The following is a 12,977-nucleotide window of genomic DNA, read 5'->3' as shown; positions in this document are numbered from 1 at the left end:
CAGAACGTCATCCGAACCTGATGTGAGAAACCCGGGTGAACCATCGCAAACATCCCTAATGATCAGGCACGTTGCAACCACCGCTCGAATCCGCCACGAAGTTCCACGCACATGCGGCGCAGCCGCATAGTCTGGCGGGATGAAGATTCGCGGCGCAGTACTCGAAGAAATCGGCCGATCTCGTCCCTTCGCGGACTCGCAACCCATCACCGTCTCCGATCTCGAACTGGGCTCACCGGGTGACGGGGAACTGCTCGTCCGGATCGAAGCCGCCGGACTGTGCCACTCGGATCTGTCGGTGGTCGACGGTAATCGCGTTCGTCCGGTACCGATGCTGCTCGGCCACGAGGCCGCGGGCCGCGTCGAGGAAGTCGGCGCGGGCGTCGACGACATAGCAGTCGGAACCCGTGTGGTCATGACGTTCCTGCCGCGCTGCGGTGACTGCGCGGGGTGCGCCACCGACGGCCAGATGCCCTGCGTCGTGGGAAGCGCGTCGAACAATGCGGGCACGTTGCTCGGCGGAGACATCAAATTGCACCGCGACGGTGCCGAGATCAAGCATCACCTCGGAGTCTCCGGCTTCGCCACACACGCAGTGGTCAGTAGAAAGTCGGTGGTACCGGTCGACGACGACATCCCAGCCGACATCGCAGCGGTCCTCGGTTGTGCAGTGCTCACCGGCGGCGGCGCTGTCCTCAACGCCGGAACTCCGAAGCCGGGGCAGTCGGTGATGGTGGTCGGCCTCGGCGGAGTGGGCATGGCGGCCGTACTGACCGCGGTATCGATCGGTGCGGGTGAGGTCATCGGTGTCGACGGCGTCCCCGACAAGCTCGTCGCCGCAACCGATCTGGGTGCAACACAGGTCTATTCACCTGCAGATCTCGCTGAGAAGGGGATCAAGGCGGACATCGTCATCGAGGCAGCGGGCAACGCCCGTGCATTCGAAACTGCAGTCGCGGCAACGGCTCCCGGTGGAAAGACGATCACCGTGGGCCTGCCTGCTCCCGACGCCCGTTCGTCGATCTCACCTCTCGGTCTGGTAGCCGAGGCGCGCACGATCATCGGCAGTTACCTCGGCTCGGCCGTCCCGGCGCGCGACATTCCGACCTACGCCCAGATGTGGCGCGAGGGTCGACTGCCCGTCGAGAAGCTGATCTCCTCGCGCATCACGTTGGACGAGATCAACCGCGGCATGGACGAATTGGCCGACGGCAACGCCATCCGTCAGGTCATCGTTTTCGACTGACCGTCAGCGGTGGGCCGCGGTGGCCACCCACCGCCCGCGACGTTGAGAGATGTCGATCGGATGGTCGAAGCACGTGCTGATGTTGTCCGTGGTCAGCACCGTGTCGACAGGCCCCTGAGCGTGCACGCGACCGTCACGGATCAGCAACGCGTGGGTGGTCGAGGTCGGGATTTCCTCGAGATGGTGGGTGACCAGGATGCTGGCGAGCCCGGGATGTTCGGCACGCAGCGAGTCCAGCGCCGTCAGGAGTTGTTCGCGGGCAGCGAGATCGAGACCGGTGGCGGGTTCGTCGAGTAGCAGCAGCGCCGGATCGGGCAGCAGTGCGCGAGCGATCAGTGCCCGGCCCCGCTCGCCCTGGGAGAGGGTGTGCCACGACGCGTCCACGCGGTGGGCAACTCCCAGCGACTCGACGAGCCGGTGGGCGCGAGCGACCTGGTCCTCGGTGGCCGACCATCTCGGGATCAGATCGGGCGTGTTGGTCAGTCCTGTCAGGACGACCTGGAGCAGAGTGAGCGGGGCCTCGATCTTCAGACGAGGATCGACGTGTCCGATGTGCGTGCGTAATTCGCGCATGTCCACTCGGCCCAGGCGGTGGCCCAGTACGTGCACCGCGCCCCGCGTGGGATGGACGACGGCTCCCAGCAAGCTGAGCAGGGTGCTCTTGCCGGCACCGTTGGCACCGAGCAACACCCAGTGCTCGCCCTCGTCGACCCGCACGGTCGCATCGCTGAGGAGATATCGGCCGCCACGGACGAGATCGACGCGGTCGGCGAACAGAACGCTGGACTTCACCGACCGACCGTAGCTGCCGGTGTCGGGGGCCTGGAAGTAGGCTCGGTCTTCGGTAGGACGACAAGACGACGACGAAACGAGTGTGGGAACGACGTGAGTGCAACGGCACCTGTTCGAGTAGGGGTACTGGGGTCACGCGGCAAGGTCGGTCAGGCGATCTGCGCCGCAGTCGACGCAGCCGGCGATCTGGAGCTCGTGGCAACTGTCGACCAGGGCGATCCGCTGGCGAACTTCGTCGACAGCGGTGCGCAGGTGGTCGTGGATTTCACCCATCCCGATGTGGTCATGGACAACCTGCAGTTCTTGGTCGAGCACGGCATCCATGCTGTCGTCGGCACGACGGGTTTCGACGAGCAGCGGCTCGAGCAGGTTCGTGAGTGGTTGGCCGGATCCCCACAGACGGGTGTGTTGATTGCACCGAACTTCGCCATCGGAGCGGTGCTGTCGATGCGCTTCGCTCAGCAGGCAGCCCGATTCTTCGATTCCGTCGAGGTGATCGAGCTGCATCACCCGAATAAGGCCGATGCACCCTCGGGGACCGCGTACCGTACCGCCGCGCTGATCGCCGAAGCGCGGGCGGCAGCGGGCACCCCGAAGAGTCCCGATGCGACGACGACGGAGCTCGACGGTGCTCGCGGAGCCGACGTGGACGGAGTGCGCGTGCACTCCATCAGACTGGCGGGCCTCGTTGCGCACCAAGAGGTTCTGCTGGGGACACAGGGCGAGACGCTGAGCATCCGACACGACTCGCTGGACCGGACGTCCTTTGCGCCCGGTGTACTGCTCGGAGTCCGAGAGATCGCTGCCCGGCCGGGGCTGACCGTCGGCCTCGATCCGCTTCTGGATCTGTGAGCTGATCGACAGTGAACAAAGCGACCAAAGTCGTCGCCATCATTGCAGTGATGGTGTTGATCCTCGGCTTCTACTTCTTCCTGCTCGGACAGCGCGGAGTGACGTTGATCCAGAACGGCGGGGTGGCCAGTACTGCCCTGGGGATCGGGGTCATCCTGCTGCCGATCGTCGGGTTGTGGATCGTGTGGGCGACGCTCAAAGCAGGATTCGACCATCAGCGGCTGGCGTCGCGCATCCGAGAGGAAGGCCTCGAACTCGACGTCGACGATCTGCCGAGGAGGCCGTCGGGGCGCATCGAACGAGACGCAGCCGACGAACTCTTCCAGCAGGTCAAGGCCGAATGGGAAAAAGATCCCGACAACTGGCGAAATTCGTATCGGCTGGCGCGGGCCTACGATTACGCGGGTGATCGCGGGCGAGCTCGCGAGACCATGAAACGTGCTGTGGCACTGGAACGTGCCGAGAGCTGACGGACATGGCGCGCACTCTGCTGATCGTTCACCACACACCGAGCCCGCCGATGCGGGAACTGCTCGAATCGGTCCTCGCCGGAGCCCGTGACCCGGAGATCAGCGGTGTGGACGTGCGCAGTGTGCCTGCGCTCGGCGCGACAGTCCCGGATGTGCTTGCCGCCGATGGCTTTCTCTTCGGTACCCCGGCGAACTTCGGTTACATGAGCGGTGCCCTGAAACACTTCTTCGACACCGTCTACTACCCGAGTCTCGATGCGGTATCCGGAAAGCCCTACGGTGCGTGGGTGTACGGAAACAGTGACACCGCTGGTGCCGGGCGGGCAATCGAAAGTATTGCAGCGGGTTGGGGATTGGACAAGGTTGCCGAGACCGCTCACCTGGTGGACAGCGGCAAGGAGTCGCGGGAGCGCTGCTACGAACTCGGCGGGACGATCGCGGCCGGTCTGTCCGACTGACTGCGGCCCGAGTCGGCGTGTACGTCTCGGCACGCTGCGGCCGCGCGAGTACCGACTCAGTCCGACTCGACAGGGGAGTGGGATCGCAGCACGTCGTCGGCTGGGATCGACAACGGAATTTCCAGAAGTCGTTCCGGCCAACTCGGGTACGCGGGTCTGATCCAGACACGGTTGTCGTCGAGCTGAGTCATCAACACCCGGCGCCACTGCCAATCGTCCTGCGGTGTCAGCAGATCGGTCTCGGGCTGCAACGGCAGTGGGGCTTTCGTCCAGTGCGGCAACGACAGGGAAGCCAGTCCGCGTTCCTCCAGGGCGGCAATCGCGTCCTCCAGCGACACACCCAGCGCAACAGTGATACCCACCGGATTGACGGCATCGACCAGGTATCCCTCGTCGTGTTCGTCGTACGGGGCCGATTCACCCGCGCTGTGTGCGACGGTCCATCCGATCACCTCGCCGTCCGAGGCTCGTTTCACCGGCAATCTGCTACGCCACCGCTCGACATCCACTCACGCGAGGATACGCGGCTCGATGTAGTGAGTTCGGTGAAGAAACTATGTCCGATTGTGAGCAGGCAGGGTCGTGCTCGTGTTTGACTGCAGGGGACAGTCGGCATTTGTACCGCTCTCCATATCAAGGGATTTCGATGACCCTCCCCATTCTCGACCGCTCCAGAATCGTTGCTACGCCCGAGTGGAGTCGCTGGCTGATACCCCCGGCAGCCCTCTCGATACACCTGGCGATCGGATCTGCGTACGCCTGGAGCGTCTTCAAGAACGCCATCTCACAGCCCGACGCCCTGGGGCTCAGCGGAACGGTCACCGCCATACCGTTTCAGCTCGCCATCGTCATGCTCGGCCTGTCGGCCGCGATCTTCGGCACCAGAGTGGAGAAGAACGGCCCGCGGTGGGCGATGGCCGTCTCACTTGTCTTCTTCGTATCGGGACTGCTCATTTCCGCACTCGGCATGGCACTCGGCCAGTTCTGGCTGGTGATCTTCGGATACGGCTTCATCGGCGGTATCGGCCTCGGAATCGGATATATCTCGCCCGTGTCGACGCTGATGAAGTGGTTCCCGGACCGGCCGGGAATGGCGACCGGTATCGCCATCATGGGCTTCGGCGGCGGCGCCCTGATCGCGTCACCTCTCACCAGCCAACTGATGGTGAACTTCGGCGGCTTCACCGATGGTTCGATCGCCAAGACGTTCCTCACCCTCGGCGTCGGGTACGCGGTGTTCATGGCGCTGGGAGTCGTGCTGATCAGAGTCCCGGCCGAGGGGTGGACACCGAAAGGCTGGACGCCTCCCGCGGCGTCGGCGATGATCTCGACCCACAACGTCTCCGCGGCCAACGCCGTCAAGACTCCGCAGTTCTGGCTCCTGTGGGTGGTGTTGTGCTTCAACGTCACTGCCGGCATCGGCATCCTCGAACGCGGCTCCGGGATCTACCAAGACTTCTTTCCGGACGCCACCTCCCCAGAATCGTTGGCCGCGGCGGCCGCTGGTTTCGTCGCGTTCCTGTCTCTGACCAACATGATCGGTCGCTTCGTCTGGTCCTCGGTCTCGGACGTGGTGGGTCGCAAGAACATCTATCGTCTGTACCTCGGTGTCGGCGCGCTCCTGTACCTGTACATCGCCCTGTTCACGAACACGAACAAGATCCTCTTCATGGTGTCGGCGCTGTTGATCCTGTCGTTCTACGGCGCGGGATTCGCAACCGTTCCGGCCTATCTCAAGGACCTCTTCGGTACGTACCAGGTGGGCGCAATCCACGGGCGACTGCTCACCGCATGGTCGGTGGCAGGTGTTCTGGGACCACTGATCGTCAACGCCATCGCCGACGCCGGCGAGGCGGGAACCACCGGCCGGTACCTCCCGGCCTTCTACGTGATGATCGGATTGTTGGTCGTCGGGTTCCTGGCCAACGAAGCCATCAAACCGGTGGCGTCGAAATTCCATGAATCCGATTCGGCCGACGCCGCCGATTCGACGACCTCGACAGGAGCCAAGGCATGACCACCGCGCGAATGCAAGGAACGATGGTGATCGCATGGCTCTGGGTGTCCGTGCCGTTCGCCTACGGACTGTACGAGCTGATCCTCAAGGCCAAGAATCTCTTCAGCACCTGAACCACCGTGTCGGTGGAGCGTGACAGGGTGGCCAGATGCGAGACATGAGCGCTGCCATGGCGCGCCGCACCGCCTTGGCCGCCCAAGGACTGGCGTCGACCCGATCGCGCACGCGGCCGGCGAGCAAGAGCGCGGTGCACGGAGCCATCGACACCACCGGGTTGTTGCAGATCGATTCGGTGTCGGTGGTGGTGCGCGCGCACTACGCGCCGGTGTTCAGTCGCGTCGGTGCCTACGACAGAAAAATCCTCGACGACGCCGCATGGACCGACACCACTCGACGCCCGAGGCGGTTGGTCGAATACTGGGCGCACGAGGCAGCGTTGCTCCCGGTGGAGGACTGGCCGCTGATGCGGTGGCGCATGGAGTTGTACCGACACGGTCGATGGGGTGGAGCCGCCCGCATTCTCGATCGTGAACCCACACTGGTGGACGATGTTCTCGCTGTGATCGCAGAGCACGGCGCGGCCAGTGCGGGTGAGATCGAGAAGCATCTCGACGTCGAGAAGCCTGGGCGCAAGGGTCCCTGGTGGGATCGAAGCGACGTCAAGGTGGTCTGCGAGCAACTCTTCGCTGCTGGAGTGGTCAGCGTGCCGGCACGGTCCGGGTTCGTTCGGCAGTACGAGCTCAGCGAACGGGTGCTCCCCGACGCTGTTCTCCGCAGGCAGGTCGACGAAGCGGATGCAGTGCGGGCCCTGATCGAAAAGTCCTCTCGTGCACTGGGAATCGGCACCGAGCCGGATCTGCGAGACTACTATCGGCTCTCCCAGAAGCAGTCCAAGGCCGCAATTGCCGACCTCGTGGAAGACGGCGTCCTGGAGCAGGTGTCCGTCCGAGGGTGGAACGCGCCGGCCTATGTGCACCGCGACGCCAGAACACCGAGGACTGCCACCGTCGCAACCCTGTTGTGCCCGTTCGATCCGATGATCTTCTATCGGCCGCGTGTGGAGAGAATCTTCGATTTCCACTATCGCATCGAGATATACACCCCGCAGCACAAGCGAATTCACGGGTACTACGTATTTCCCTTCCTGCTGGACGGCCATCTCGTGGCACGCGTCGATCTCAAGGCCGTACGGGCGAACTCGGAACTACACGTCATAGCGGCGTACGTCGAAGGCGACCGCGATCCACGCGACATCGCACCCCGGTTGCGCGACGTCCTGCACGAGATGGCGGAGTGGCTCGAACTCGAACGCGTGGTGGTGGGTACCCGAGGTGATCTCGTCGCTGCGCTGCGATGACATGATCCGGCGTGCGCTCGGTACGGATCGATGCCAGTATTTTCGAGCATGACCACTTTTCCGACAGGCATCGACACCGAACTCCCACCCCAGGTCGTCGTCCTGTTCGGGGCGACCGGAGATCTCGCCAAACGGAAATTGCTCTCCGGGATGATGCACTTGGCGCTGTCCGAGCTGGCACCGAACATCCGCGTGGTGGGTACCTCGCTCGAGGAGATGTCCACCGACGAATTTCGCGCCCTCGCTCGCGAATCGATCAATGCGTACTCCAGCCGCAAAGTCGGCGACGAACAGTGGCGGCAGTTCGCGTCGCGGCTGACGTACGTCTCGCAGAAAGCCGGGCCGGCGGCGCTGGGTGCCGCGGTAGCCGAGGCCGAGATCGAACTCGGAGGCAACGCCAGGCGGTTGCACTACCTGTCGGTTCCGCCGAGAGCTGCACTGGCCGTTGTGGATACGCTCGCCTCCGCAGACCTGGTCAAGCGATCGCGCATCATCATGGAGAAGCCGTTCGGAACCGATCTGCAGAGCGCAATCGACCTGAACGCTCGCCTGCACGAGACCTTCGACGAAGAACAGATCTATCGAATCGATCACTTCCTCGGCAAGGAACCGGCGCAGAACATCCTGGCGTTCCGTTTCGCCAACGGGCTGTTCGAGCCGATCTGGAACCGCAACTTCATCGATCACGTTCAGATCGACATCCCGGAGGAGCTCGCCCTCGACGGTCGGGCCGGGTTCTACGAGTCCACCGGTGCGTACAAGGACATGGTCGTCACTCACCTGTTCCAGGTGCTCGCGTTCATGGCGATGGAACCGCCGACGGCACTCGAACCGCGTGCGATCGGTGAAGAGAAGAACAAGGTGTTTCGATCGATGGTCCCGCTGGACCCGAAAAATGTTGTGCGCGGACAATATACGGGCTACCGCTCGGAGGAAGGTGTCGCCCCCGATTCCGACACCGATACATTCGTGGCACTGAAATGCGAAATAGACAACTGGCGCTGGGCCGGTGTGCCGTTCTACCTCCGTAGCGGGAAACGTCTCGCCGAAGGCCACCGCATCATTTCGATAGCGTTCCGAGAGCCACCCAAGAGCATGTTCCCTGCCGGCTCGGGCGTCGGAGCGCAAGGTCCCGACCACCTCACCTTCGACCTGGCGGACGCATCCAAGGTGTCGCTGTCGTTCTACGGCAAGCGGCCCGGGCCCGGGATGCGGCTGGACAAACTGAGCATGCAGTTCGCCACACACGAAACCGAACGCGCCGGCGACGTGCTCGAGGCCTACGAGCGGTTGATTCTCGACGCCATGTACGGCGACCACACGCTGTTCACGACGGCGGAGGGTATCGAACGACTGTGGCAGGTATCGGAGCCGTTGCTTGCCGATCCACCGCCGGTGCGCCTGTACTCACCGGGGTCGTGGGGCCCCAACGCAATTCATCAACTCATCGCGCCGCATGCCTGGCGGCTGCCGTTCGAGCGACAGTGGAGAGAGAAGAAGTAGAGGCGCGAAAACAAACAGGGGAGTGAGCCCTCAGTTGTTCCAACCGCGGTCCTTGCGCATCTGATCTCGTAGCGCGCCCTGAACTGCTTGGGAGAGCCACGAGTTCAGGGACACCCCGCTGTTGTTCGCTGCGTCCTCGGCTCGTTCCTTGATCTGCTCGACGAGTCGGAGCGTGACGCGTCGTACCTCGCCCGAGACGTCGTCCATGGTCGGATACTCCTCGGCAACAGGCTCTTTGGGCTCGCCGTCGTGGTCCGATGTCGAATCGTTCCGTCGAACGTCTGCGTGTGCCTGTCCACCGTCCAGGCGGACGACCACGGTTCGATCGCCCAGTGCGTTCGACACCTCGGCCGCGAAGTCCGACAGGGCGGTCAGCAGCATCAACCGCGCCGACGCTTCCGCGGTCTTGCCGAGGGCCTCGGCTGTCTGCCGGGTGTGTTCATCGCCCAACGCCGCCGCGGCCATCAAATCGGTGCGCAGCGTGTCGGTGTACTGGCTCAGTTCCATGACGCCAGTGTGACGTCGTGGATGGCGTCAGTCAAGGCGTCGGGTGATGTCAGGTCGACGTCACGAAGGCATCAGCGGTGGCGTCGTGCGCGGCAGGGTGCGGTCGTCGCCGTTTAGGGTTGGGCGGTGTCGTCAGAAATCAGAGGTCGAGCTGCGCCTCGAACAGTCGCGCTGAACGTGCAGTTGGTGGCCCGAACCGAGTTCGTTCCACCCGCCGACATCCCGTGGGAGACCGACGCGGACGGTGGGCAGGCGTTGGTGGAATTCGCAGGCAGAGCGTGTTACCAGAGTTGGTCGAAACCGAACCCTCGCACTGCGACCAATGCGTCGTATCTGCGTCATCTGCTCGACGTCGGACACCTGTCGGTGCTCGAGCACGCGAGCGTGAGCTTCTACATCACCGGTATCTCCCGGTCGTGCACACACGAGTTGATTCGGCATCGACATTTCTCGTACTCGCAGCTGTCGCAGCGCTTCGTACCCGAACACGATGCCAACGTGGTGCTTCCGCCGGCCGTGGAGGGCGATCCCGAGCTCGAGGCCCTGTTCGCATCGGCGACGGAGGCGAGTCGGGCCGCGTACAGCGAGTTGCTCGCTGCCCTGGACGGCAAACTGGAGTCGGTCACCAATGCTGCGTTGCGGGGCAAGCAGGCGCGGCAGGCCGCGAGATCGGTTCTGCCGAACGCGACCGAGACACGCGTGGTGGTGAGCGGGAACTATCGCGCTTGGCGGCATTTCGTGTCGATGCGGGCCTCGGAGCACGCGGACGTCGAAATTCGCCGCGTCGCCGTCGAATGTCTGCGTAAGCTCGTGGACGTGGCACCCGACGTGTTCGGCGACTTCGAGATCACGACCCAGCCGGACGGAACGGAAGTCGCACGCAGCCCCTTCGTCACCGAGGTCTAGGAATCGCGTTCGAGGCTCGAACGGACCGGCGCGGACCACCGGTGTCAGCGGGGAGTCCCGCTGCGTAGGAGTGGGTAAAGCACCGGGTAATCTGCTGCCATGACCTACGGTGACGCCGCTCCTTCCGTTGCGCCTGTGTTCGGTACGGTGCTCACCGCAATGGTGACCCCGTTCACGGCCGACGGGAAGTTGGATATCGACGCAGGCGTTCGGCTCGCGCATCATCTCGTCGAACAGGGAAACGACGGGCTGGTGCTGGCCGGGACGACGGGTGAGTCGCCCACCACCACCGAGAACGAGAAGCTCGAGCTGTTGCGCGCCGTGATCGCGGCTGTCGGACATCGGGCTCGGATCATCGCCGGGGCCGGGAGCAACGACACCGCACACAGCGTCGAACTGGCCCGTGATGCCGCTCGCGCCGGTGCGCACGGCCTGCTCGTGGTCACCCCGTACTACTCCAGGCCACCGCAGGCGGGCCTCTACGCCCACTTCACTGCGGTCGCCAACGCCACCGATCTGCCAGTGATGCTCTACGACATTCCGCCTCGATCGGTCGTCCCCATCGAGACCGAAACGCTGCGTCGGCTCGCCGAGCACCCCCGCATTCTTGCCGTCAAGGATGCGAAGGGCGATCTCAACGCCGGTGCCGAGCTGATCGCGTCGACCGGTCTGCAGTTCTACTCGGGAGACGACCCGCTGAACCTGCCCTGGCTCTCGGTCGGTGCCACCGGGTTCGTCAGCGTCATCGGGCACCTCGTTCCGGCCCGTCTGCGCGAACTCCACACCGCATTCATGATGGGCGACATCGCCCGAGCCCAAGCGATCAACGTCAGCCTCATCCCGGTCATCCGTTCGGTGGCGCGCCTCGGCGGCGTCAGCGCATCGAAGGCAGGACTGCGCCTCATCGGACTCGATGTCGGCGAACCACGACTTCCCCAGGTGCCACCGAGCATCGATCACATCGAATTGCTCGCAGCCGAGCTGCGGGCGGCAGGAGTTCTTGTATGACACGACCTAACAGATCGCGCGGACGCGCAACCCGAAACGCCGGACCGCCGTCCGAGCGTCCCGCTGCCAAGCAGGGCCAACCTTCGGGTGCCCGCCAGGGCAAGCCGATGGTGCAGAATTCCGCTCGGACGCAGCGTCCCGACAAGCGTCGTGAGTTCGACCCGACCGAGCGTCTCGGCACACCGCCGAAGGCTCCGTTCAAGGGCCTACGAGTGGTCGCGCTCGGCGGAATCGGCGAAATCGGTCGCAACATGACCGTCTTCGAGCATCAGGGCAAGATGCTGATCATCGACTGTGGCGTCCTGTTCCCCGAGGACCAGCAGCCGGGCGTCGACCTCATCCTGCCCGACTTCAGGCACATCGAGAACCGCATGGCCGACGTCGAGGCGGTGGTACTGACGCACGGTCACGAGGACCACATCGGCGCAGTCCCGTTCTTGCTTCGACTGCGTCCCGACCTGCCCGTCGTCGGATCGAAGTTCACCCTCGCGCTGGTCGCGGCCAAGTGTCGTGAGCACCGGCTGCGGCCGAATCTCGTCGAGGTGATCGAGGGTCAACACACACAGCACGGACCGTTCGACTGCGAATACTTCGCCGTCAACCACTCCATTCCCGACGCCCTCGCGATCGCCATCAGAACCGACGCCGGTCTGGTGCTGCACACCGGAGACATCAAGCTCGATCAGCTGCCGCTCGACGGTCGTCTGACCGACCTGGCCGGTTTCTCACGGCTCGGTGACGAGGGCGTGGACCTCTTCCTGGTCGACTCCACCAATGCCGAGGTGCCCGGATTCGTCACGCCGGAACGGGAGATCGGCGGAGTGCTCGACACCGTCATCGGCAAGGCGAAGCAGCGGGTCATCGTCGCGTCGTTCGCCAGTCACGTGCACCGCATCCAGCAGGTCATCGACGTGGCCGAGCGGTACAACCGCCGAGTGGCATTCGTCGGTCGTTCCATGGTGCGCAACATGCAGATTGCCCAGGATCTCGGCTACCTGCGGGTGCCCGACGGCCTCGAGGTCAATGTCGATACCGCCGCAACGCTTCCCGACGACCGGTTGGTACTCATCTCCACCGGTTCGCAGGGCGAGCCGTTGTCGGCGCTGTCCAGGATGGCTCGCGGCGAGCACCGTCAGATCAACGTCAAGGCCAACGATCTCGTGGTGCTGGCGTCGTCGCTGATCCCGGGCAACGAGAACTCCGTGTTCGCGGTGGTCAACGGCCTCGCCAAGCGTGGCGCGACCGTCGTGACGCAGCAGAACGCGAAGGTGCACGTCTCGGGTCACGCATCGGCAGGCGAATTGCTGTACCTCTACAACGCAGTGCGGCCGACCAACGCCATGCCGGTACACGGCGAGTGGCGTCACCTGCGGGCCAATGCTGCTCTGGCAAAGGCGACCGGTGTATCCGAGGACCGGATCGTGCTCGCCGAGGACGGCGTCGTTGTCGACATGGTCGACGGGCTCGCCGAGATCGTCGGGCAGGTCCCGGTCGGTCACGTCTACGTCGACGGCTTGTCGGTCGGCGATGTCGGAGATTCGACGCTGTCGGATCGTCTGGTGCTCGGCGAGGGCGGCTTCATCGCGATCAGCGTTGCCGTCGATTCGGCCACCGGCCGTGCAGTGACCGCACCCGAGGTGTCCGGTCGCGGCTTCTCCGACGACCCGGCGGCCCTGAAAGAGGCCGGCCAGCTCGTGGAGGCCGAGCTGCAGCGGCTGGCCTCGGACGGAGTGTCCGATACCCACCGGATCGCTCAGGCCGTCCGCCGCGTCGTGGGCCGATGGGTAGCGGACAAGTATCGGCGTAAACCGATGATCGTTCCGACGATCATCGCGGTCAAGCCGCAACCGCAGTCCTAGAG

General features: G+C 64.3%; 13 protein-coding genes. 10 read left to right on the top strand and 3 right to left on the bottom strand.

Annotated elements, in window-relative coordinates:
• Window positions 1-139 precede the first annotated feature (139 nt).
• Window positions 140-1,246, top strand: a complete 1,107-nt coding sequence (locus J2X62_RS16135) for an alcohol dehydrogenase catalytic domain-containing protein (protein ID WP_057474065.1) — start codon at window positions 140-142, stop codon at window positions 1,244-1,246.
• A 3-nt stretch (window positions 1,247-1,249) separates the two neighbouring features.
• Here J2X62_RS16135 and J2X62_RS16130 read toward each other — a convergent pair whose 3' ends face one another.
• Complete coding sequence (locus J2X62_RS16130; protein ID WP_310181750.1) at window positions 1,250-2,038, bottom strand: ATP-binding cassette domain-containing protein; 789 nt, start codon at window positions 2,036-2,038, stop codon at window positions 1,250-1,252.
• Window positions 2,039-2,131: 93 nt separating this feature from the next.
• Between J2X62_RS16130 and dapB the strand changes: the two genes are divergently transcribed.
• The 3 genes from dapB to J2X62_RS16115 are packed head-to-tail and all read left to right on the top strand — an operon-like array spanning window position 2,132 to window position 3,818.
• Window positions 2,132-2,890, top strand: a complete 759-nt coding sequence (gene dapB, locus J2X62_RS16125) for a 4-hydroxy-tetrahydrodipicolinate reductase (protein ID WP_027496797.1) — start codon at window positions 2,132-2,134, stop codon at window positions 2,888-2,890.
• 50 nt (window positions 2,891-2,940) lie between these two features.
• Complete coding sequence (locus tag J2X62_RS16120; protein WP_052053358.1) at window positions 2,941-3,360, top strand: hypothetical protein; 420 nt, start codon at window positions 2,941-2,943, stop codon at window positions 3,358-3,360.
• A gap of 5 nt (window positions 3,361-3,365) precedes the next feature.
• Window positions 3,366-3,818, top strand: a complete 453-nt coding sequence (locus J2X62_RS16115; RefSeq protein WP_032366463.1) for a flavodoxin family protein — start codon at window positions 3,366-3,368, stop codon at window positions 3,816-3,818.
• A 56-nt stretch (window positions 3,819-3,874) separates the two neighbouring features.
• On the opposite strand, the gene J2X62_RS16110 is transcribed toward J2X62_RS16115, so the two are convergent.
• Window positions 3,875-4,327 (bottom strand): hypothetical protein, encoded by a 453-nt coding sequence (locus J2X62_RS16110; protein ID WP_057474063.1) that lies wholly within the window; start codon window positions 4,325-4,327, stop codon window positions 3,875-3,877.
• Window positions 4,328-4,464: 137 nt separating this feature from the next.
• On the opposite strand from J2X62_RS16110, the gene J2X62_RS16105 reads away from it, so the two are divergent.
• The 3 genes from J2X62_RS16105 (at window position 4,465) to zwf (ending at window position 8,695) form a co-directional block, all read left to right on the top strand.
• A complete protein-coding gene (locus J2X62_RS16105; RefSeq protein ID WP_027496813.1) occupies window positions 4,465-5,835 on the top strand; it encodes an OFA family MFS transporter in 1,371 nt (456 codons plus the stop codon).
• Between the two features lie 148 nt (window positions 5,836-5,983).
• Entirely contained in the window at window positions 5,984-7,192 is a 1,209-nt protein-coding gene (locus J2X62_RS16100) for a winged helix-turn-helix domain-containing protein (RefSeq protein ID WP_032383355.1), read from the top strand.
• A gap of 48 nt (window positions 7,193-7,240) precedes the next feature.
• A complete protein-coding gene (zwf, locus tag J2X62_RS16095) occupies window positions 7,241-8,695 on the top strand; it encodes a glucose-6-phosphate dehydrogenase (protein WP_310181744.1) in 1,455 nt (484 codons plus the stop codon).
• Between the two features lie 30 nt (window positions 8,696-8,725).
• Here the strand turns inward: zwf and J2X62_RS16090 are convergent, their stop codons facing one another.
• Window positions 8,726-9,202, bottom strand: a complete 477-nt coding sequence (locus J2X62_RS16090; protein ID WP_310181742.1) for a hypothetical protein — start codon at window positions 9,200-9,202, stop codon at window positions 8,726-8,728.
• Between the two features lie 126 nt (window positions 9,203-9,328).
• Between J2X62_RS16090 and thyX the strand changes: the two genes are divergently transcribed.
• The 3 genes from thyX to J2X62_RS16075 all read left to right on the top strand — a co-directional run bounded on the left by thyX (window position 9,329) and on the right by J2X62_RS16075 (window position 12,975).
• Window positions 9,329-10,108: an FAD-dependent thymidylate synthase gene (gene thyX / locus J2X62_RS16085; protein WP_228139203.1), complete on the top strand. Its 780-nt coding sequence runs from the start codon at window positions 9,329-9,331 to the stop codon at window positions 10,106-10,108.
• Between the two features lie 99 nt (window positions 10,109-10,207).
• A complete protein-coding gene (gene dapA, locus J2X62_RS16080) occupies window positions 10,208-11,116 on the top strand; it encodes a 4-hydroxy-tetrahydrodipicolinate synthase (RefSeq protein ID WP_027496818.1) in 909 nt (302 codons plus the stop codon).
• A 107-nt stretch (window positions 11,117-11,223) separates the two neighbouring features.
• Window positions 11,224-12,975 carry a ribonuclease J gene (locus J2X62_RS16075; RefSeq protein WP_032366466.1) on the top strand — a complete coding sequence of 584 codons (1,752 nt, stop codon included), beginning with the start codon at window positions 11,224-11,226 and terminating at the stop codon, window positions 12,973-12,975.
• Window positions 12,976-12,977: the final 2 nt, after the last annotated feature.

The organism is Rhodococcus sp. 3258 (assembly GCF_031456475.1).
Taxonomy (GTDB): Bacteria; Actinomycetota; Actinomycetes; order Mycobacteriales; family Mycobacteriaceae; genus Rhodococcoides; species Rhodococcoides fascians.
The sequence above is the reverse complement of the archived record's forward strand: the minus strand, read 5'-3'. Positions and strand labels throughout refer to the sequence as shown.